At 55.5% G+C, this 21523-nt stretch carries 20 protein-coding genes; 13 read left to right on the forward strand and 7 right to left on the reverse strand.

Features of this window, described 5'->3' with window-relative positions:
* Positions 1–20: 20 nt before the first annotated feature.
* Both ACR0DB_RS14380 and ACR0DB_RS14385 read left to right on the forward strand, forming a co-directional pair.
* Positions 21–809, forward strand: a complete 789-nt coding sequence (locus ACR0DB_RS14380) for an aspartate/glutamate racemase family protein (RefSeq protein WP_480551772.1) — start codon at positions 21–23, stop codon at positions 807–809.
* A 153-nt stretch (positions 810–962) separates the two neighbouring features.
* Entirely contained in the window at positions 963–2504 is a 1542-nt protein-coding gene (locus ACR0DB_RS14385) for a phospholipase D family protein (RefSeq protein WP_480551774.1), read from the forward strand.
* A 59-nt stretch (positions 2505–2563) separates the two neighbouring features.
* On the opposite strand, the gene ACR0DB_RS14390 is transcribed toward ACR0DB_RS14385, so the two are convergent.
* The gene (locus tag ACR0DB_RS14390) at positions 2564–3904 is read right to left on the reverse strand and encodes a serine hydrolase domain-containing protein (RefSeq protein WP_480551776.1); all 1341 of its coding nucleotides are present in this window, start codon (positions 3902–3904) and stop codon (positions 2564–2566) included.
* 352 nt (positions 3905–4256) lie between these two features.
* Between ACR0DB_RS14390 and ACR0DB_RS14395 the strand changes: the two genes are divergently transcribed.
* Entirely contained in the window at positions 4257–6218 is a 1962-nt protein-coding gene (locus tag ACR0DB_RS14395) for an amidohydrolase (RefSeq protein ID WP_480551778.1), read from the forward strand.
* Positions 6219–6439: 221 nt separating this feature from the next.
* Here ACR0DB_RS14395 and ACR0DB_RS14400 read toward each other — a convergent pair whose 3' ends face one another.
* Genes ACR0DB_RS14400 through ACR0DB_RS14410 form a run of 3 tightly spaced genes read right to left on the reverse strand, consistent with a single transcriptional unit; the run spans position 6440 to position 8174 of the window.
* On the reverse strand, positions 6440–7297 hold the full coding sequence (locus ACR0DB_RS14400) for a DUF302 domain-containing protein (protein WP_480551780.1): 858 nt from the start codon (positions 7295–7297) through the stop codon (positions 6440–6442).
* Positions 7291–7878 (reverse strand): DUF4345 domain-containing protein, encoded by a 588-nt coding sequence (locus tag ACR0DB_RS14405; RefSeq protein ID WP_480551782.1) that lies wholly within the window; start codon positions 7876–7878, stop codon positions 7291–7293. The genes ACR0DB_RS14400 and ACR0DB_RS14405 overlap by 7 nt, the downstream gene beginning before the upstream one ends.
* Positions 7875–8174 carry a hypothetical protein gene (locus tag ACR0DB_RS14410; RefSeq protein ID WP_480551784.1) on the reverse strand — a complete coding sequence of 100 codons (300 nt, stop codon included), beginning with the start codon at positions 8172–8174 and terminating at the stop codon, positions 7875–7877. The genes ACR0DB_RS14405 and ACR0DB_RS14410 overlap by 4 nt, the downstream gene beginning before the upstream one ends.
* Before the next feature lie 570 nt (positions 8175–8744).
* On the opposite strand from ACR0DB_RS14410, the gene ACR0DB_RS14415 reads away from it, so the two are divergent.
* From ACR0DB_RS14415 to ACR0DB_RS14425, 3 genes are all read left to right on the forward strand, one after another.
* Positions 8745–9260 carry a DUF805 domain-containing protein gene (locus ACR0DB_RS14415; protein ID WP_480551786.1) on the forward strand — a complete coding sequence of 172 codons (516 nt, stop codon included), beginning with the start codon at positions 8745–8747 and terminating at the stop codon, positions 9258–9260.
* A gap of 73 nt (positions 9261–9333) precedes the next feature.
* Entirely contained in the window at positions 9334–10104 is a 771-nt protein-coding gene (locus ACR0DB_RS14420) for a hypothetical protein (RefSeq protein ID WP_480551788.1), read from the forward strand.
* The gene (locus tag ACR0DB_RS14425) at positions 10088–10624 is read left to right on the forward strand and encodes a hypothetical protein (RefSeq protein WP_480551790.1); all 537 of its coding nucleotides are present in this window, start codon (positions 10088–10090) and stop codon (positions 10622–10624) included. Before ACR0DB_RS14420 ends, ACR0DB_RS14425 begins: the two co-directional genes overlap by 17 nt.
* Positions 10625–10853: 229 nt before the next feature.
* Here ACR0DB_RS14425 and ACR0DB_RS14430 read toward each other — a convergent pair whose 3' ends face one another.
* Together ACR0DB_RS14430 and ACR0DB_RS14435 are read right to left on the reverse strand one after the other, a co-directional pair.
* Positions 10854–11228, reverse strand: a complete 375-nt coding sequence (locus ACR0DB_RS14430) for a cupin domain-containing protein (protein WP_480551792.1) — start codon at positions 11226–11228, stop codon at positions 10854–10856.
* Between the two features lie 33 nt (positions 11229–11261).
* Entirely contained in the window at positions 11262–12653 is a 1392-nt protein-coding gene (locus tag ACR0DB_RS14435) for an alpha/beta fold hydrolase (protein WP_480551794.1), read from the reverse strand.
* 185 nt (positions 12654–12838) lie between these two features.
* Here ACR0DB_RS14435 and ACR0DB_RS14440 point away from each other — a divergent pair, with 185 nt between their 5' ends.
* Positions 12839–13252: a VOC family protein gene (locus ACR0DB_RS14440; protein ID WP_170787455.1), complete on the forward strand. Its 414-nt coding sequence runs from the start codon at positions 12839–12841 to the stop codon at positions 13250–13252.
* Here the strand turns inward: ACR0DB_RS14440 and ACR0DB_RS14445 are convergent.
* A complete protein-coding gene (locus ACR0DB_RS14445; protein WP_480551797.1) occupies positions 13227–14126 on the reverse strand; it encodes a GntR family transcriptional regulator in 900 nt (299 codons plus the stop codon). The genes ACR0DB_RS14440 and ACR0DB_RS14445 overlap by 26 nt on opposite strands.
* A 121-nt stretch (positions 14127–14247) precedes the next feature.
* On the opposite strand from ACR0DB_RS14445, the gene mgrA reads away from it, so the two are divergent.
* From mgrA to ACR0DB_RS14475, 6 genes are all read left to right on the forward strand, one after another.
* Positions 14248–15276: an L-glyceraldehyde 3-phosphate reductase gene (gene mgrA, locus ACR0DB_RS14450; RefSeq protein ID WP_480551799.1), complete on the forward strand. Its 1029-nt coding sequence runs from the start codon at positions 14248–14250 to the stop codon at positions 15274–15276.
* The gene (locus ACR0DB_RS14455) at positions 15252–16208 is read left to right on the forward strand and encodes an NAD(P)-dependent oxidoreductase (RefSeq protein WP_336510183.1); all 957 of its coding nucleotides are present in this window, start codon (positions 15252–15254) and stop codon (positions 16206–16208) included. Before mgrA ends, ACR0DB_RS14455 begins: the two co-directional genes overlap by 25 nt.
* Positions 16209–16291: 83 nt before the next feature.
* The gene (locus ACR0DB_RS14460; protein WP_480551801.1) at positions 16292–18505 is read left to right on the forward strand and encodes a hybrid sensor histidine kinase/response regulator; all 2214 of its coding nucleotides are present in this window, start codon (positions 16292–16294) and stop codon (positions 18503–18505) included.
* A 140-nt stretch (positions 18506–18645) separates the two neighbouring features.
* Positions 18646–19749 carry a cytochrome-c peroxidase gene (locus tag ACR0DB_RS14465; RefSeq protein WP_480551803.1) on the forward strand — a complete coding sequence of 368 codons (1104 nt, stop codon included), beginning with the start codon at positions 18646–18648 and terminating at the stop codon, positions 19747–19749.
* Positions 19750–19760: 11 nt separating this feature from the next.
* Complete coding sequence (locus ACR0DB_RS14470; protein WP_480551805.1) at positions 19761–20948, forward strand: cytochrome-c peroxidase; 1188 nt, start codon at positions 19761–19763, stop codon at positions 20946–20948.
* A 5-nt stretch (positions 20949–20953) separates the two neighbouring features.
* The gene (locus tag ACR0DB_RS14475; RefSeq protein ID WP_170724694.1) at positions 20954–21523 is read left to right on the forward strand and encodes an arsenate reductase (azurin) small subunit; all 570 of its coding nucleotides are present in this window, start codon (positions 20954–20956) and stop codon (positions 21521–21523) included.

Here is a 21523-nt window from a genome sequence, read left to right on the forward strand (position 1 = left end):
ACACGAAGAGGCCCAACTAAGTGTTTTATGCACCCCGTGACCCCGGCATCAAAGATATCCGCGCGCGTCAGAACCATGTGGGCTATGGGATGGGCCTTGGCGTCATGCTTCTGGACGATGCCTATCCGGGCTTCCCCGGTGACGTGCGAAACCCAAGCGCGTTTCCCTTTCCGATCCAGTATGACATCGCCACGGAAGTCAGCAACAAGACCTTGGTTTGGGACCAGGACAAAACACCAGTTCGCGCGCCCATCATTGCATCCGCAAAGCGGTTGGAAAAATACGGGTGCCGCGCCATTGCCGCGGAATGTGGGTACTTTGACTATTTCCAGCAGGAGGTGGCCAACGCCGTTAGCGTGCCGGTGTTCACGTCCAGCCTGCTGCAGGTGCCATTTGCCCAGACCCTCATAGGCAGCAGTAAGAAGGTGGCAATCCTGTGTGCTCAACGCCGCTTCCTGACGGATCGCCACCTTGAGGCTGTCGGAATTGATCCGAATTCCAATCTAATCATTGGCGGCGCCCAGGACGAGCTGGGGGTGACCGAGTTCGACAAACTCTGGGATCCGGAAAAACGCCCGCAAGAGCCGTACGCACGTTACGAAGCCTGCGAAATACAGATGGTCGAAGCGACAAAGGCACTTGTGGCACGTGATCCGAACATTGGCGCCATCATCTATGAGTGCACAGGAATGCAACCGTTTAGCCGTGCCGCACAGCGCGAGGTGGGTCTACCTATCTTCGACTGGGGAACCTTACTACACTATGCCTACTCGGCCGTCGTTTCTCGCGACTACTACGGTCACGTTTGATAGTGCTCGTTAAGGTGCATGGTCGGTCAATTCCATAGCTGACAAACTTTGGTGCTCAGCCTGTTGCTCCAACCTAAACTCTTGAAAAACTATCTGTCGATAGGCCAATCTCAGCTGCAAGAACAATCCGAAGTGCCACCTATGGATCCCCGAATGCGGCTGATCAGAACATGTTTGATTTTGGTAGCGGTGATCGCAGTGACCATAATGGGGTTACGATTGACGTTTTCGCTTCCTGAAGAAAACTTTTCTGAGCCAACGCTTAAGGAAGATGCCGATTGGGTCGGACCACTGGGTGCAACAATAAAAAATGCACTTGAACGCAATCCCGGGCTCGACGGTGTAAGGCCGCTAGGAAATGGACGCGCAGCCTTTGCGGCCCGGGCGATCCTTGCAAGAGAAGCGACATCCTCAATCGATGCTCAGTACTACATCTGGCAAGATGACGTGACCGGCCTGATGCTTTTGGAAGAGCTCAGAGCAGCAGCAGAGCGCGGCGTGCGCGTCAGATTGTTGGTCGACGATAACGGTATCTCTGGATTGGATGGTTTGCTCGCCGAACTGGACGCCCTGCCACATGCAAATGTACGCATTTTCAATCCGTTCACTTTGAGGAACCCAAAACTTCTGTCTTATGCATTTGACTTTGGTCGCCTGAACCGGCGGATGCACAATAAATCAATGACTGTGGACGGAGTCGCCACGATTGTTGGCGGGCGCAACATTGGTGACATCTATTTCGACTACGGTGCAGGAACGCATTATCTTGATGTGGACGCGATAGCTATCGGCCCGATTGTGAATGAGGTATCGCAATCCTTCGACGCATATTGGAATAGTGCCTCCGCGTACGACGCGGAGTTATTTTTCGAGCCTCCGTCGGAAAAAAGTCTGAAAGCAAAGGCGGATGCAGCACGCCAGACTGCGGTTGGCGCAGGTTATCAAAGGGCAATTCAGGAAAATGAACTGGCCGGCCGGATATCGGCACGCGATCTGAAATTCGAATGGAGCGAAGTCACTCTTTTCGTCGACGATCCGTCAAAAGGGCTGGGGGAAGTCGAGAGTGAAGATCTGATTGTCGAGCAACTTATCGAATTCGCCAAAACCTCTGAGACCTCGCTCGACCTTGTCTCAGCGTATTTCATTCCGGGCGAAAGAGGCGCGGAGGTTTTGGAGGGGTTGGCAGAGTCCGGAGTGAAGGTCCGCGTTCTGACCAACTCATTGGATGCCACGGATGTGATGCCGGTTCACGCAGCGTATATGCGATACAGAGAAGGCTTGCTGAACAGCGGTGTAGAGTTGCTAGAGCTTCGAGCCTTGCGGCGTGAACATCGCGAGCGCAGCCTGCCCGAGATGCTGGCCGGGTCGGCCTCCGGTTTACACGCAAAAGTCTTTGGATCGGATGGAGAACGGATCTTCATAGGCTCTTACAACCTCGATCCAAGGTCTGCGCGGCTGAATACAGAAATGGGCCTTATGATCGAAAGCCCAACTATAACTCAGGCACTTGCAGAACAATTGAACCGGCCTGAGTTTTCTTATCGCGTCGAACTCAACGACAGGGGCGAGATGATATGGCTGCAAGAAGAGCAGGATGGGACTGTCACCATTCACTCCGTGGACCCTGAAACCAATGGTTTACAGCGTGCCCTGACGGCCGTGGTCAGGTGGCTGCCGGTCGAATGGATGCTCTAGTCACCAAACGACCAACAATACATTGGGTCACAGCCAAAGACACCAGTGCGTGATCCGACTTACAGAGAATTCACAATGGCCCTGGCGTAAGCTTCCATGTCGATACTCGCGCCTCCGGTTGCGTACCAAACGACGACTGCGTCTTTTCTTGGCGAGACATAGATGCCTTGGCCATTCATCCCACTTTTGTAGAAATCGCCATCGGCAAAAACGGCATCCCATTGGTATGCGTTTGCCATCGGTTGTTCACGGAATGCTTCAGAAAGGTGCGGACCAAGTGTTCCCTTCATGTAGTTTTCGGCGATACCCGCTGTTTGGATCGTGTTGATCATCTTTTCAGATACAACGCGATCTGATGCTGTCTTGTCCCAGCTTGGCGTGTAGAGCAGGCCAATCTTTGCCATGTCGATCAAGCGGCTGCTGATCAGACCGTGTATGATGCCGTTTCCTTGAGGTGACAGCGCTAGGGTGGCATCTCCAGTCATTCCGGCTTTGCCCCAGACCCGTTCCGTGATCGCTTCGCCAAGTCGCTGGTTCGTGACGGATTCAATGACAAGACCAAGCATTTGTGTGTTTGCAGAGGAGTATTCGAAGGCCTCAGCCGGTTCCCGCAGCTTGGGTATAGCAAAGAGGGCTTCGTTATGCGTTTGCAGGACCCCTGCTTCGTTCGGAACACCAACCTCAGCCCTGACAAAACGCCCATACGGTGTGTCGCCCTTGCGTGAAAGGGGGTTCTCTTCCAGATCCAAACCAGACTGCATGTTCAGGACGTCGATGACTTTTATGCTCTCCCAAGCTGTTCCTTTGGTGCCATCTACATAATCGCCAACCGTTTTCTGAACGTCGATCTTACCCTCATCTTCCAATTGACCGATCAGCAAGCTTGAGAGGATCTTTGCATTGGACATCCAGACGTGGTTGTCCGTCCGTCGCATTCCTGGGTAAACCTCGTAAGCGATTTCGCCGTTGTGAAGAACCATAACGCCCTGCACCGTGGAATCGTCGGCATTAATCATCTCGTCAATCGAGACAGCCTTTCCATCAGCGCCTGGGACACTCGTGGCACCTATGGCACCGTTAAGGTTTGCCGCAAGCATCGCGACGGCCCCGTCGCGGCGAATAACCGAACTTGGCAGGAACTCGGCGAGGTTCATGTACGAAAACGCCCCGGCTTCGGTAATGTCGAGGAACTTCTGCAAATTCCATTCAGAGCTCAGGTCGTAGGCTTGCTTGGCTGTGTAACCATTCCTCAGGTCGCGGATGGAAAAATCTTCTCGCGGCGTTGCGTATGGGTCGTCTTCAGCATGTACAGGAGAAGTTCCAAGGCTTTGCATAATCAAACCTCCAATAAGCGCAAAAACTGGAAAATTGGACTTTGAAAGTAACGAAGTGTTTAGCATCGCAGTATCGCTCCAAATGAGTTGCAACTAAAGTACGGCCGCAGTCGGCTTGTCAAAATCTGGTTTTCAAAGAACTGAACAACTTAGTTTTACGAGGCAAAGCTTAGTCCGTTTTCTTGGGAATTCGAGATTTACTGCCGTTCTATGCTGCCTGGTGAAAGTCCAACGTTGTTTCCAATGCAGGCATTCTGCGAATTTGGGCGAATGACTGCTGTGAGCCCACAGCGGTCAACGAAAGTGGCTTTCAAGTTTGGGTTGCTCAGTCAGTATTGAGTGACTGAGGGCTTAGGTTGACACATCGCAGATCAGCCTGCTCTGATCGAAGCAATTTATATATGTCCCGGAGGCATCAATGAAGTTCTTTAAGTCTCTCACAGTATTCGCTTTTGCGCTGATGCCGCTTCACGGCGCTGCACAGTCCCCCTCATTGCAAGACGCCTTCGAGCGTTTCCCTGAGTTTCCCGGCACAACTGTCTACGTCGGTGGAGAAGTTCTCACCATGAATCCGGACGCCCCGGTGGTTGAGGCGGTGGCGGTCAGGAATGGTCGAATTACTGACGTTGGAACCCTGGAGGAAATCGAGGGTCGCCTACCCGAAGGTAGCTATGCAATTGACCGCAGCTTTGAAGACAAGGTCATGGTGCCCGGGTTTATTGAACAGCATTTGCACCCGCTTCTGGGCGCACTTGCGATGATGTCGGATGCCATCATTTCCATCGAGGACTGGCAATCGCCAGCGGGATTTGCGCCTCTTGCCAATAGCGAGGAGGAGTTTCGCCAACGTCTGTCCGAGGTCATCAACACATATGATCGAAGCAGCGGGCGACCGCTGATGGTCTGGGGGTATCACGCGTCATGGCACGGTGACATGAGCCGTGCGATTTTGGACGAACTGGCCCCCGATATCCCGCTGGCTGTATGGCAACGCTCCACCCACGAGATGTACTTCAACTCGGTTGCCCTCGAACAACTTGAAATCACCGAAGAATACATTGCCGGCTGGTCAAGCGAACTGGCCCGGTCTCAAGCCAATATTGAAAAAGGCCTCTTCCTTGAAGCTGCATTCTGGGAGCATGTGTTCTTTGAGAAGTTTGCTCCGGTCTATGCATCTATCGACAGGGTCATGGAGGCGCTGGAGTTCACAGAGAACTATTATCACCGCAGCGGGATCACGACCCTGGCAGAGCCTGCTGGCCCTGTGGATCAGAACGCCCAAGCTCTGGTGGCAGAAGCGTTCGGGCCAGACGACACGCCGTTCAACTTTTACTTTATTCCGGACGGTCGAACGCTTGGGAGTATGTTTCTGAACACAGAGGGCCCCGAAAAAGTACTGGCCGAGACCGAAGCTATGCTGGCGTGGAGCGAAGGCCGAACCCAGTTCCTACCTAAGCAAGTCAAGCTCCTGTTAGATGGTGCGATCTTCAGTGAATTAATGATCATGCGCGACGGCTATCTGGACGGGCATGAAGGTCAATGGATTATGACGCCTGATTTCTTCAAGCAGGTGTTCGACCTTTATTGGGACGCAGGTTTTCAGGTCCATGTTCACAATCTAGGAGACGGCGGTCTGGACATCCTTCTTGATGCTCTTGAAGACGCCATGCAGCGCAATCCGCGATATGACCATCGCACCGTCGTGGTGCACTTTGGCTACGCTCAACCAGATCAGATCGCACGTATTAAACGTCTTGGCGCGATTGTCAGTGGCAATTCCGTTTATACGCCGACGCTCGCAGATCGGTATTCCGCAGGCAGCGTGGGTAGCGAGCGCACAGAGCGCATGGTGCCACTAGGTGACGCCGTTCGGGCAGGTATCCCCTTTTCGATGCACTCGGACATGCCGATGGCTCCTGCAGAGCCGCTGAAGTACATGTGGGCTGCTGTCAATCGGATTTCCACGAGTGGCCGTGTCGTTGGTCCGGACCAGCGCATCAGTGCCGAAGACGCGCTGCAAGGTATCACCATCGGTGCAGCCTATTCCCTGCAATTGGAGGATGAGATCGGTTCCATCGAGCCTGGCAAACTGGCCAACTTCACAATCCTTGAAGAAAATCCGCTAACTGTGGATCCTTTGACGCTGGCCGATATCAATGTGTGGGGAACTGTACTTGAAGGCCGTCTACAGCCCGCTCCTCCTGCAGCGGGAGAAGACAATGACGAAGCCGATGCAGGCCAGTTGATCGATAATCCGGAACGAGTGTTGATGGCGTCACTACGCCACGCACGCAGTAAGGCCCACTATCACGATCACTCGCAATCAACGCAGTCTAACGTCTATGATCCGCTCGGGATTTCGACCTTTGACTCTCGTTGATCGTCACTTGAACAAGCCGGAAGATTGCCCCAACTCGCTCCGATAGGCGCGGTGGACAATCTTGCATTTTGCGCAGGTGCCGAACCGTCCCACCCGCTGCGTTCTTGGGTGCCAGTTTTGTTCGCCCGCTGCCGGATTTTGGATGCCGATCTGATTGAGCCAAAAAGGGGCAGTGAAATTCGAAGAATAAAACTCTGATAATTGTGACTTCTGACCAAAGGTCATTCAATTGCGGATTGAAATGTTGCCGTAAGCCTTTTGTTCAAACCGTGATGAGGCTCGGCTGAGGAACCGTAGTGCAATTCTGCCAAGGCAGCGATGTCATTGAAAATGACTACGGAGCCGCCTTCTTCGTTCGCGTAAACCAATAGTTTTTGGCAAAAGGCATCCAATCCAATTGCCGGAAAACCCGCCATTGCCACACCACCGGGTGCTGGTCCGCCGAATAACAAGAGAACAGCATCCGGTAGCTGCGCCCCCAGTTGGGACGCTTCGGCCGCAAAATCCATCTCCCCAAACCAGACTGTATCGTCCTGTCCCATCACAGCTGTCCTGAGACGTTCTACTGCCTCTGACACGCTGAGCTCAGATCGCAATTCGATGATGCCATAGTTTGCAAGTAATCCTTTGGTCGGTGCTGGTGCTGCATCCAAGTCGTTCAGGACTTCGAGCAACTTGTTCTCAAATGCATTCAACGCTTGGCTATTATTCAGACCATGACGCACTTTGAGAAACTGAGAGTCTGTGTATGCGATCTGCGGGTGACCATCCTGATCGAAGGAAAGAAAGCGAAAAGGAAGATCCAGACCTGCTCGTACGTTCTCTTCCAGAATTGGCGTGTTTATCTCTGGATCAGAGAATACGAGTACACGAGACGCTGGCATTTCGACACCTTCGGCCTCGGCCAGGCGCGCATGATCTATCGATGCGATCGGAGTAGCTCCCGCATCGGCAACTGCAGTCTCAAGTTCTAAGAAGTTTTCGTCCACCGCAATCTGGACAGGTGAAGATTGTGCAAAAGCGGATGTCGAAACTGCTAGTGTTGCAATCATCGAGAGAACAAAGCCAAACCTTACCATTTTACCACTTCCTGTTTCATCGTACGTTTTTTCAGTGAAACCGCCGCCAGAGCTGCAATTGTAATCGCGGCTGCAAGATAAAAGAGAAGTATCCCTTTCGGGACGCCATCAAAAAATATGCTAAGTATGCATCCTGCGGCCAATCCCGAGATAGACAAAAATAGAACCCATAGCGCAGTGCGCTGTAAGTCCGGTTTCGCCACGGTCGCTGACCAAAACAAAGCGATTGCTACGTAAAGACCCATAATCGCACAGAAGACATGCGTCTGGCCCGTTCCTTCCACCGGAAGTCCCAGCAAAACTGGGATCGAACTACCGAATATCAGCCCGTACGATAATGCAATTGGCACGTGGCCAGTGGTAGTCACCAGAAGGTCTAACCTAGCATCCATGCAGGCCTCTTTCTCGTAGAGGTTTCGCTTTGCTTGCAAAACTCCTAATCGGTCAATTGGTGCATCCGATGATCCGTAACGGATGCCTACGCCATAGCCTGAAAGGCGTATCCGGCAGGCCAAGCCGAGCTTTCCAAAGAGCGAGCCAGTACTGCGCAACCGTGCTCCGCCGCGCACCAAACTGGTCACAATGCGCCTTCGTCGCCCAGGAACTCGATACCAGCTGTCGTGCCATCACTGTAAGCAATGCAATTCCAAGGAGCACGATCCTCGCCAACGCCTACAGTGACCTGTGTTCCTGCCTCGCTAAACGCGGATGAGAGCACCACGACTTGCGAATTGTTCGTTGTGCTGGCTACATCTCGCAAACACGCCTGCTGAGCCGGCGTGAGGTCGGCGGACGCGCTTGATGTACTCGTATCGTCGCAGGCTGCAAGCAATGCGAAACAAGTTGCGCCTGCAACCATCACCATCTTGTTAGACATTTTCTTCTCCCTCTTGTTCCCATGAAATTATTGAAATTGGATGCGCTTGTTAGAATCTCTGGCGACTGGACAGCCAATAAAACATGCCTTGATCCTGTGACTACCTTGCCCAAAACCCGCAGCTTGCTGGCTTGGTCAGCGGATCGATACTTTGTTGATTGCCAAGACGGCCAACAACGCATGATGGCCAAATGACGTCACAGGCAAAAGCTAGAGCGAGCTTTGAAGAGAGTGATCTCTTGTTGAAATTGAGCATCGCGTCCTCCTAAGCACGATCACTTTAGAAAGTCTTCCAACCGCCAGCACTCACTCTAGCGGCTGGAAGGGCCCGGCAACGCGAGCAACAACGACAACAACGGAGGTAAAATGAAAGTTGTGTCGAATTCGCATGTTTGAATCTATTTTTTAATAAATCAACATTTTTTCCGCGCGTAAACTTCTTTACGCTCTCGTACGATAGGCCTCTGCCTTCAAACAAAAAGATTCGTGGGCGCATCCTTAGGGTCGCGTGAGTTCTTCTGAGCGGCGAAGCGTTTTTCGGCGCACAGAAAGTCAATAAAGGAGTGAAAAATGGGATTTGGTGAAGCCGTTAAAACGTGTTTTTCGAAATACTTCCAGTTTTCCGGCCGGGCTTTACGCTCAGAATACTGGTGGTTCTTCTTGTTTGTGGTTGTCGTGAGTGCCGCTTTAGCCATGTTGGATTCGATCCTTTTTGGAACCAACCCCGAAACGGGCCAAGGCTCTCAGGTTCTGTCCTCAGTTTTCCAACTGGCCGTCATAATACCCATGCTCGCCGTCGGTTGGAGAAGGCTGCACGATACAGGGCGACCTGGCTGGTACTTGCTGTTGCCGATGGCGCTCAGCATTACAACGCTTTTTGTTTTGCTGGGTGGGGTGGCGTTCTTTTCGGTATTGGAGCAAGGGACCGAAAATCCCGATGCATTGCGAGGACCTGCGGCAGTTTTGGGTGTGACCGGTGTCGTTGTTGTCTCAATCCTTCAGTTCGTTCTGTCCATTCTGATGATCTGGTGGCTGACACGACCTTCCCAAGAAGGCGCAAACGAATACGGCGAATCTGTTTCCTGACCTTGTTTTCCGGGAAACAAGCCAGGAACCCTGCTGGGTGAAAGTCCGAACCGCAACACCATGGAGAGTGAAAATGAGTTTCAAAACGATTTCCATTGGAGTGTTGATGATGGCAATGGCGACCACTGCATCGGCGGAGTGGTCGTTCAGTTCCGGGCCTAATCCCAATGCATTTATTCAAACCGGAAACATGACGCTGGAACTTCAGTGTGACCGTATCCGCTTTGCTCCGGCTGGATACGAGGACAGCCAGGACATTGTGCAGAAGCAAGGGCTTTCCATTCGGTTTTTTAAGAGCGGCACCACCGAAGTTGGTGCTTTTCAGGTTGGCGCAGAAAACGCTGCTTTGCAGATCGTCGACAACTATCCCGTCGAGGCCAGTTTCAACAGCCAGCAGGATTATGATTTTGTACTGGACCAGCTTGCAGCAAATGCATCGGTTAATCTGTCCATGATTGATCAAGACGTCAGCTATGGAATCTTTGACTTGAAGGGTTCCAGCGCGGCAATTCGATCCCTTCGTTCTGCGTGCAACTCGAATGTTAGCCAGGAGGCCTCCTACGAAGCACCCGAAGGCATCGTCTATTGTGGTGGCGGAGCGATAAAACGCGTGATCGAACCCGTAATTTTGGACAACCCGGACGGAGAGTGGGACGCGCGAGTAACGGTTAACGGCGAGACGATCAGAGCCATGACGGCCTACAGTTACTTCGGAAACTCTGAGCCGCCGGCCGGATTTGTCGTTGCCCTGCTTGGGGAAGACAGGTCCGAGTTTTTGATTTTTAGCGAAGGCTCGGCAAACTGGCTGGAGTACGGGGACTATAGGTATGATCAATGTAACTGACGCCACCCTCCAAACTGCTTCCCAAAAAGTGCGCCTGTTGAAAGGGCTGGTATCAGGGATTGTGCTGGTTTCGGGCCTATTTTGGACCTCACCAGCTGTCGCTGCTGATGTTTCACAACTTCCGCCCGGTTTTCAGGCGAAGGTTGATCTGGCGGCACAGGCTTGCGCGGAGTTCAACGACGGTCAGTTTGATTTAGATTGGGGTGCGGTCGAGAGAGTGGATCTCGACGGGGATCTACAACGCGACTGGGTTCTGAACGAATCTGGTTTCGCGTGCTCGAGCGCCGCATCTCTTTTTTGCGGAACTGGCGGATGCATGTCGCACTTCTTGATTGAAGAGGAGGTTCACTCCTTGCTTAACCGAGGCTGGACGGTCGTTGACTTCGGGCGTCAACGCATTGTCCTTGCGGATGTCCACGGAAGCAATTGTGACGGAATAAACCCTACGCCTTGCGCATCAGCCAGTGTTTGGGATGCGGAAGCTAAGACGTGGCGTTCATCGGCTGGTGATTGGCAGTAAACTGCAATTAGGCACTGCAGATAAGCCTGAGAGCCTGTTTGTTCGATGAGTTCTCTGCAGCATGCAAACTTATGGGCAAATCGTACAAAGCTATGCGCAAACACCCCGTAAAAGTTCACTCAAAGTTCCAAGATTTTCTTTAGTCAAACCAACGTCGGCAATGCAGCGTTATGCGCAGACGTACAGGAAATCGCCGGAGGCATTTTCGCCATCAGCATTCCCGCTTCCGTCAGTCGAACCCGCCCGGTTTATGCCCGAAGAAGACCTTGGTGACATCCTCGATGATGTTCCACGACACGCGGCTGCCGTCCCGGACGAAATAGCTATCTCCTACATCCAGATCGGTGGTGTGTCCTGTACTGTGGTCGATTACTTGGCAACGGCCGGACAGGATAGTCATCAGCTCATCCCCCTGTTCGGTGCATTCAAACACTCCTTTGGTGCAGCGCCAGATTCCGGCGCGTGTTACATGTCCGGGGCCGCCGTCGTCCATCCGGCCAGAGGCTTTGGGCTGACCTTCCAATATCTTGTAGTCGCTGCTGGGGTTGTCGAAAGGCCAGACCTCCAAGGGGCCGATTTCATCCAGCGTCGTGTATTTCCGCATAGTCGCTCTTTCATCTCTGTTTTGCGGGGCAGGTTAGCCGCCATGCTGCCGCAGGAAAGGGCCAATCTCCTGAAAAAACTCGTCAAAGCCCGCGTGTCCTCGGATCATGCAGTGATTGGCGCCCGGAAGTTCGATGAATTCGGCGGTTGGAACTTCGCGCGCGGTTTCGCGGCCTTCGCTGATCGGGGCAGCCATGTCATCTCTGACATGCAACACCAATGTCGGCACGTTTAGTCGTTGTGCATCCGCGCGGGCATCCACATAAGCGTTCATCTCCATGATCCGCAGCGCCGTTTCGGGGCTGGCCGAGATACGCTGCATCTCATCAAAGCTTGCGCCTTCTTCCGGGGTGGCGTCTGGCATGTAGGATGAGGTGAAGAAATGGCGATAGACCGGATTGGGTGAGCCCCACCCGGCGGATACCATCGCGCGGGAGGCCTGATAGAATTGTTCGGCTTCGGCATCGCCCCGCATCATGCGACCCCTGACATAGCCGCCCAGAAGGACCAGAAACTTGACGCGTTCAGGATATTTGGCCGCAAACCGGATCGAAAAGGCCGAGCCCTGGCTGATCCCGAACAGGCCGAATTGATCCAGCCCCGCTGCATCGGCGACGGCGATCATGTCGTCGATCATCCGATCCTCTGAAATATCATCCACGTCCCAGTCCGACAGCCCATTGCCACGCTGATCGAACCGCACCAGATGGCAAAGCTTGGACATCTCGGACAGAAAATCACCCCAGACGGGGCTGGTCCATTCATACTCGATATGGTTCAGCCAGTTCGGCGCCTTGAGCACGGGCGTCCCCTGTCCGGTCGAGGCCCAGGCCAGATTGACTCCATCCGCCGATTTGCAGAACCTTACCCGCTGTTGCAGCGAGATATCGGGTGCCACGCGCCGGGGGGCGGCCTGCGGCGACCAGTGCCAAACCCGGATCGGTCGGCTGATATTCTTGACGCGCTGCCCGCCCATGTCCCGGAACGGCGCATCGACACGATCTTGCACGGCCTGATGCACAATGTCTGAGACGCAAACTCCGCCAGGCTCTGCCAGCCCCTCCAGCCTTGCCGCGACGTTGACACCGTCGCCAAAGATGTCGCCCTCATCAAAAATGACATCACCCAGATTGATGCCGACGCGGAAGCGGATCCTCTGATCATCTTCCAGATCTGTTTCATTCAGGTTCATCGCTTTTTGGATGTTCACGGCGCAGCGCACTGCGTCCTGAACAGAATCGAAGGTGGCCAACATGCCATCGCCAGTGGTTTTCACAATGCTGCCGCGGCTGCGCTCGATCTCAGGGTCGATCAGTTCGCGTCGGTATTTCTTTTGCCGGGACAGAACGCCCAGTTCGTCCAGTTCCATCAGCCGGGAATACCCGACCATGTCAGCCGCCAGAATAGCCGAGAGCCGCTGTTCCATTCCCCCCTCCGTCTGCTGCACCTGTCTGGCGCATGGGGGTCAGTATACTGGAAAGTGGCGGTCTTGTCGCAATAGCAAAGACATATCCTTGAATTTGCGGTTTCGCGGAGATGCGGAATGCGTAATCTTCGGGGCAAACCGAATGATTGCAGCCCATCGGATCAACGTCAGGATACGCACGGATCATGAAACTGGAATTCCACCACATCAACTATGTCTCGCAGGACGTGGAGCGCCTGCATCATTTCTACACGCACGTCCTCGGGCTGGACGACATCCCGATCGAGAACTTCCCCCGACCTGATGAGACCGAAGACAGCGGCTATAGCGGCAAGATCCGTTTTGCCACAGATGGTCATATGCAGATGCATCTGGCCGAGAAAGATCTTGGTGTGGCATTCAAACACAGTGAGTCCATCAATCCGGTTGAACGCGGGCATATTGCCTTCAGAACCGACGATATTGCGGCTTTCAAGAAATTGTTGGACGACAACGGCATCCCCTATTCCGACTATGGGACAGCCTTCGCCAAGGAATGGCACCAGGTGTTCTTTCAAGACCCAGAGGGCAACATCATCGAGGTTCATCAGGCGGTTTAGCAGTCGCCTGGGCAAAGCGGCGGCGGGTGGTGTCCAGATGCGCGGCCATCGCGGCACGGGCCTTGCGCTTGTCCCGTCTTTCAATGCTGTCGATGATGGCAAGGTGATCGGCGGTGGCTGTCAGGTGATGGTCGAGCTGGTTTTCTAGCGGCCACAGGTAGTGGTGGTTGAAGATCATCGCAATCGCGTCCTGGAAGCCGACGATCAACCGGTTTCCCGCGTGATCATTCAGGAAGCGGTGAAACTTGGTGTCCAATGCCGGGAAATCCAACGTGGAAAGATCGGCGCTGGCGGTCACAGCCTGATGCTCTTGCCGCAACCGTGCCAGACCACCCCAGAACGGATGCTGCTCCGGCAGGCAGCACAGGTTTTCCACCGCGCGGCTTTCGAACATGACGCGAACCTCGTGCAGCTCCAACGCATATTGGCGGGTGACGCCCTCCAGCACCCAGCGCCTGTGGTGATCCTTGCGCACAAATCCAAACCGGCTGAGGCCGATCAGAAACTCGCGGATAGTTTGAACCGAGACATCCAACTGCCGCGCCAGTTGCCCTTCGTTCAGCCGCGTTCCGGGGCCCAGATCTTGATTGCGGATCATCTGCATGAACGCGGCTTCAAGCGCGTCGCGTGTGTCCATCGTTTGGGCGGCTGAAAAGTAATCGGCCTGTTCCGGCAGGCGCTGCACGTCATAGCCCCGTCCTTGTCGGGCGAGCAAACCCCTTTTTTCCAGATAGGACAGAACGGCCCGCACTGTAGTGCGGCTGACCCTCAAATGACGCGCCAATTGCGAGATATTGGTGACCTCTGCCCCGGCCATCAGCCTGTCCAGCATGGCGTTGCAGGCGCTTTTGAAAACTCGGTCCGGGCGCGGCAAACTTGTGGTCCTTGATGTTCATTACGCTGTATTAAATGGAGTTAAAGACATTTGAGGGCAAGGGGCCGGACCCATATCATAGCGCCAACTCCGATCTGCTATATCGTCAGGATTTTCCCCAATGCCATATGTCCCCAGTGCCACCCGCTACGATAAAATGATTTATAACACTTGCGGAAGCAGCGGGCTGAAACTGCCTGCTATCTCGCTGGGGTTGTGGCATAATTTCGGGCATGATCGCCCCCATCAGTTGAAGCAGCAGCTGTGCCGCACGGCCTTTGATCTGGGGATTACGCATTTCGATCTGGCCAACAATTATGGCCCACCCCCGGGCAGCGCCGAAGAGGCGTTTGGTGAGATTTTGAAAACTGATTTCGCCGGATACCGGGATGAATTGGTTATCTCATCCAAGGCCGGATATGGGATGTGGCCCGGCCCCTACGGTGAATGGGGCAGCCGCAAATACCTGATCGCCTCTTGTGACCAAAGCCTGAAACGGATGGGGCTCGACTATGTCGATATCTTCTATTCCCATCGGTTCGACCCAAACACACCGCTCGAGGAGACAATGGGTGCGTTGGATCAGATCGTGCGGTCCGGCAAGGCGCTTTATGTCGGCATTTCGTCCTATAACTCGCAACGCACGCGCGAGGCTGCGGCTATTCTTAAGGATCTGGGCACGCCCTGTATCATCCATCAGCCCAGCTACAATATGATCAACCGTTGGGTGGAAACGGATGGGTTGAAAGCCACGCTGCAAGAGCTGGGGATCGGTTCCATCGCCTTCACGCCGTTGGCGCAAGGTATGCTGACCGGCAAATACCTGAGCGGCCTGCCCGAAGGCAGTCGCGCCACTGAGGACAAGTCCCTCAACCCCGATCTGCTGACCGAAGCCACCATCCAGAATTTGCGCAACCTTGATGCCATCGCCAAACGGCGCGGTCAGACGCTGGCGCAGATGGCAATTGCCTGGGTGCTGCGCGAAGGCGGGATCACAACTGCTTTGATCGGGGCGTCGCGGACGGAACAGATCGTTGACTGTATCGGCGCGCTGAAGAACATTGAATTCACGTCCGAAGAACTGGCCGAGATAGACCTCTATTCCGCCAATGGAGAGGTCAATCTGTGGTCCCAGTCCTCGGACGCCTGAGCCGCGACAGCAACAAAGGAAATCCCATGAACAAACCCGTAATCGGTTTTATCGGTGTTGGCCTGATGGGCCATGGCATGGCTAAGAACATCGTGGAAAACGGCTATCCGCTGGTGGTGATGGCGCATCGTAATCGCCAACCGGTCGAAGACCTGTTGCAGCGCGGCGCGACCGAGGTTCATTCGGCTCGTGAGATGGCCGAGGCCTGCGATATCATCCACCTCTGTGTCTCAGGCAGTCCACAAGTGGAACAGCTGGTGCGGAGCCCCGACGGGATCATCGCCGCAGGGAAAGAGGGGTTGGTTGTTGTGGATTGTTCCACCTCGGACCCGGTTTCGACCCTGCAGCTGGCCGAGGAACTCCGTGGCGCAGGCATGGACCTGGCCGACGCTCCGCTGGGGCGCACACCCAAAGAGGCCGAAGCCGGAACGCTGGATGCCATGGTTGGCGCGTCGCCCGAGACTTTTGCGCGCATCAAGCCGGTGATTGACTGCTGGGCCGGGCTGGTTGTCCACATGGGTGAGGTCGGATTGGGCCACAAAATGAAGCTGATCAACAACTTCGTCGCCATGGGCTATGCGGTCCTGTATTCCGAGGCGCTGGCCGTGGCCCGAAAGTCGGGTCTGAGCGCCGAACAGGTGGATTCCGTTCTGCGCCCCGGTCGTTTGTCGAACGGGTTCTACGAGACCTTTATGAAATGGACGCTGGAGCGGGACGAAAACGCCCATCGTTTTGCCATCACCAACGCGCATAAGGACATGCGGTACCTTTCGAACCTGGCCAACAGCATCGGTGCGGTCACGCCGGTTCAAGCGACTCTGCGCAATGCCTTCGCCGCGATGGAGGCGGCCGGCCGGGGTGAGGATTACGTTCCCATGATGGCCGACTTCATTGCGGAAACGAACGGGTTGGACGACGATTCCAAAGCGTAGATATGCCGCGCCCGCAGCCATAGCCTGCGCGTACAAAACGTGACACACCCTTTCTTGTTGATCCAATAGGGAGGGGTGCAGGCATGAGCGACAGTCCCGACGTGATGAGCGGGTCTCTGAAGCGACCCTTGGCGGTGGCCTTTGCGATTGGCCTTGCGCTCGTGATCATCCTGTCTGTGTTTCTTTACATGTCACGCGAGACCGGTGCGCGCATTGGTGAAATGCGGGTGGCGTGGCAGGAATACTCGGCCGAGACCACGCCGCGTGGCTATTGGATTTCAGATATCCGCGAGGATTTCGGCTATGGCGGTCTGATTCACAACTTCAAGAACTACGTTTTGCGTCATGACCCGGACTTGGGGCCGCGTCTGCGACGGCAATCGGAAAGTCTGTTGAACGCCATCGCCGCCTATCGTGCTTCTAACCCGTCCCCAACCGAGCAGGAGGCCCTGCAACAGATCGAGGCCGTGGCACTGGAATATACCGGCAACATCCCATTGATCGAAGAGGGCATCGCTGCGGGTCTCAGCGCGGAACAAATCGACGCTTTGGTGCGTGTCGATGACAGTGATGCTTTGGCAGCGCTGGCAACGCTTGAAACCCTGTGGGTGCAGGAGCGTGACAGAAGCTTGTCCGGTATGGTGCGAGCCTTTTCGGATGGCGAACGTCTGGTGCGCAACTTCTCGGTCCTGTTGATTGGGCTGATCGTTCTGGTTGGGGTCATCGCCATCCTCACGACGTTTCTGATCACCAACATCCTGCGCGCCAACCGTCGCCTGAAGGCCGAACTGGCGCTGCGTGAACAGGTTGAGCTGGCCGAGCGCAAGCTGGCGCGTGCGGTCGAACAAAGCCCGGCCTCGATCATCATCACGGATACTGATCTGAAGATCGAATATGCCAACCGCAAGTTCTTTGACCTTAGTGGCTATGGCCCGGACGAGGTCTATGGTCATTCGCCCAAGATGCTGCAATCGGGGCATTCGGGACAGGGTGTCTACAGTGACCTCAAGGCCAGATTGAAAAACGGGCAAAGCTGGTACGGCGTGTTTCGCAACCTGCGCAAGGACGGGACGCACTACTGGGTCTCGACCGCGATTTTTCCGCTGGTCGATCAGAATGGCAGCATCACCCACTATATCGGTATCGGCGAGGACATGACCGAATCCCGCCGCACCCGCGAGCAATTCGCGCAGGTGCAGAAGATGGAGGCCGTGGGCATTCTGGCAGGGTCAGTGGCGCATGATTTCAACAACGTGTTGATGAGCGTCATCGGCAATGCCGAGCTGATCGAACTGGACGCCGAAGAAAACGAGGACATCCAGACCTCGGTCGATCATATTCGTATCGCGGCACGTCGGGCGCAGGCGCTGGTACGCAAGATGCTGACCTTTGCCCGCCAACGGCCCCGCAACCCTCAGCGCGGCGATATGGTCAAAGCCACGCAAGAGGCGCTGGACCTGATCAAGGTCGCCGCGCCGCCCAGTGTCGAGACCCGCTTTGACATCGACATAGATCAGGCCTTTGCCGAGTTTGACGGCACGCTGTTTTTCCAGACATTGCTGAACCTGTGCCACAACGCGTTCGAGGCGATCGGCGATCACCCCGGCACAGTTGTGTTGCGCATCAGCCAAGCCGAAGACACTGCGTTGGACGACCTGCCGGACGACGCGATCGGGGTGATCCGGTTGGACGTAGCCGATGACGGGCCGGGGATGACGCCCGAAGTGCAGGACAAGCTATTCGAGCCCTTTTTCTCGACCAAACCTGTGGGCAAGGGCACTGGTCTGGGCATGGCCATCGTCCGCAACAGTGTCGAGGAATGCCGCGGTCGGGTCGAACTGTCCTCGACGCCGGGCAAGGGGACCCGGTTCAGCCTCTTCTATCCGATGATGCCGGTTCTAAGCGCGCAACAGCAGGAAGAGGCGCGCGCCGTCACGGGGGATGAGCACATCCTGCTGGTCGATGACGACGAAAACATCCTCTATGTCACGCGCCGGTTGCTGACGCGCTATGGCTACCGGGTCGAGGCCTATTCCGAGCCGATGCGCGCGCTGGATGCCTTTAGGGCGGCCCCGGACAGCTATGACGCAATTGTGTCGGATTTGATGATGCCGGGGCTGATGGGGACCGATCTTATCGCGTCTGCACGGGCTGTCCGACCGGATGTTCCGACGATTCTGGTCAGCAGTTATTTTGATGACGCAGAAAGCCCGGCTGAAGGCGATACGACGGTACGAGTGCAGAAACCCTTTGATGTTCAGAGTCTTGCACGGATCATACGTTCTCTTGTTCCCTGACGCCTGTTACATTTCTTAACATCTTTTCACGTCTTTTCATCGCGTCCAAATCAGCACGACACAACTGCCCCCTAAGGTTCGCCGTACCGGTCCTCGGCCAAACCGAGTGATCGGAATAGCGAAAAAGGGGCTTTTAGATGATGACCAAAGCCAGAACATGGTTCTCGGCGCTATCGACAGTTTCGCTGCTGACGATGAGTGCTGCGTTCCCGGTTCACCAGGCCCTGGCGGACCAGCCGGGCCCGGTAGAAGCCATAGAGTTCGATCCAGCCAAGGCGGCCCTTGGCAAACGACTTTTCTTTGATCCGCGCCTGTCCGGCGACGCTGCGCTGTCCTGTTCCAGTTGCCACCAGCCGGAAAACGGTTTTACCGACGGGCAGGCCCTGTCGGATGCCTATACGGGCAACCTGCATTTCCGCAACGTGCCAACGCTGATCAACAGCGCCAAGCGCGAGGCATGGTTCCATGACGGGCGGATAGGCACCAACCTGAATGACGTGACCCGCGAAAGCATCACCGAGACCTATTCCATGAACATGGACATGCGTCTTATGCAGGAACGCATCAAGCAGGACCCGGTCTATGTCGAGATGTTCGAAGCCGCCGGATTTGGTGAGCCTTCGAACGGTGGCGTGCGTAACGCGATCCCGGAATATCTGAAAACGCTGATCTCGCGCGGTGCGCCCTTCGACACCGGCGAGATGTCGGACGAGGCCAAAGCGGGGTATGAGCTGTTCAACGCCAGCGGCTGTAGCTCGTGCCACTCGGGCGAGCGATTCACTGACGATCTGCCGCACAATATCGGCGTCGGCGACAACCCTGACATCTGGGCGGACCCGACACGGCACATCACCTTTGTGACCATGATGAAGTTCCTCGGCGTCGAGAACTACATGAACCTGCGTGCTGACCCCGGAGCATATATCCGCACACACACCGCTGACACGTTCGGCACCTTCATGACCCCCACGCTGCGCGAGCTGACCTATACCGCGCCGTATATGCACAACGGCACGATGGAAACGCTCGAAGATGTGGTGGCCTTCTACAACGCCGGTGGCGGTGACGATGAAAACAAGGATCCGCGCATCAAGCCGCTGAACCTTTCTGAGACCGAACAAGCGCAGCTGGTGGCCTTCCTTAAGGCTCTGTCAGGCGAGCCGCTGACCGGGCCCGAATTCGTCGCCGAAGAGATCGATACGGACTATGCGCCGATCGAAAACTGGCGCGAAACGACAAACTGAGGAGTGGACCCATGAAAGACCTTAAGTCTTACCTTTCAGGCACAATCGCCACCGCTGCCTTGTTTGCCGCCATCGGTTCGCAAGCGTTCGCTGCGGACAGTATCGCGATTGAGGCCGGTATCGGCGGCGCAGACCCCGATCCCGATGCGCCGTTAGTGGCGCTGGGCGAGCCGCCCATCCCGCTGGACAACCCGCAGACCGAGGCCAAGATCGAACTGGGCAAGATGCTGTTCTTCGATCCGCGGCTGGGCGGGAACGAGACCACGCCATGTTCGGCCTGTCACCTGCCCGATGTGGGCTGGGACGTCGAAGCGCCGATCTCGTTCGGTTATCCCGGCACGACTCACTGGCGCAACAGCCAGACCATCGTGAACTCGGCTTACTACGGCAAGCTGTTCTGGGCGGGATCAAGTAAGAGCCTTGAAAGCCAGGCCAAATCCGCTGCAGGCGGTGCAGTCGCCGGCAACGGCGAGGCCGACATGATGGAGGCCCGTCTGGCTTTTGTGCCCGAATACGTTGAACGCTTTAATGACGTCTTCGGCGATCAGTGGCCGCGTATCAGCAACGCATGGCGCGCCATCGCCGCGTTTGAACGCACCATCGTTCAGACCGACACACCCTTCGACAACTATCTGCGCGGGGATGATGCGGCGCTGAGTGACGAACAGAAACGCGGGCTGGAGCTGTTCACCGGCAAGGCGCAATGTTCCGAATGCCACAACGGCGCGCTGCTGTCGGATGAGAAATACTACAACACCGGCGTTCCACCTTATAGCGGCTGGGAAGATGACGGTTTGGCGCAAGTGACCTTCCGGTATGAGCTTTTCTCCAAAGGCTCGACCGAGGATTTCTATCGCCACACCAAGGACGACCCCGGCTTCTATTTCCGTACCAAGGAAAAGGCCGATCTGGGCAAGTTCCGCACACCGAGCCTGCGCTACACCCTCTACACCGAACCCTACATGCATAACGGCATGTTGGAGACGCTTGAGGACGTAGTCGAGTTCTACAACCAGGGCGGCGGCGAGAATGAATTCGCAGCAACCAAATCCGATCTGATCCAGCCGCTTGGCCTGAACGATCAGGAGAAAGCGGATCTGGTGGCCTTCCTGAAATCCCTGTCCGGTGACGAGATTCTGGTCGAAGAACCCGACCTGCCGGATTATCAACCGCTTCCTGCGGTTGCAGCAGAGGAGTAAGCGTCATGAAAGATCATAACGCAACCGGATGCAGCTGTTCTGGCGAGGCCAAAAAGGCCTGCACCGTGAACCGCCGCCAGTTCCTGTTCGCCTCGGGCGCAACAACCTTTGCCGTGATGGTGGCCATGCCCACTCGCCACGGCCAGGCCGAACAGGTTCCTGCCCTTGTGTCCACCTATCCGCGCAAGCTGATCGGCAAACTCTCCGAGCTGGAACAGGATGTCCCGGTCGAGTTCTACTACCCCGATGAGGGCGACTACTCGGACTCGATTCTGGTCAAGACCGGCGTGGAAAGCGGCGGTGGCATCGGTCCGCAAAAGGACGTTGTGGCCTTCAACCTCACCTGCACCCACCAGGGCGGGTCGATGTATGACAGCTACAAACCCGAACATAAGGTGCTGGGCCCGTGCCCGCTGCACCTGTCCACCTATGACGTGACACGGCACGGCATCCTCGTTTCGGGGCAAGCCTATCAGTCGCTGCCGCAGGTCCTTTTGGAACTGGACGGTGATGACATCTACGCCGTCGGCATGTTCGGCCTGATCTACGGCCGCTACGACAACCTCATTGCATAA

This window comes from Ruegeria sp. AB6, assembly GCF_056542685.1.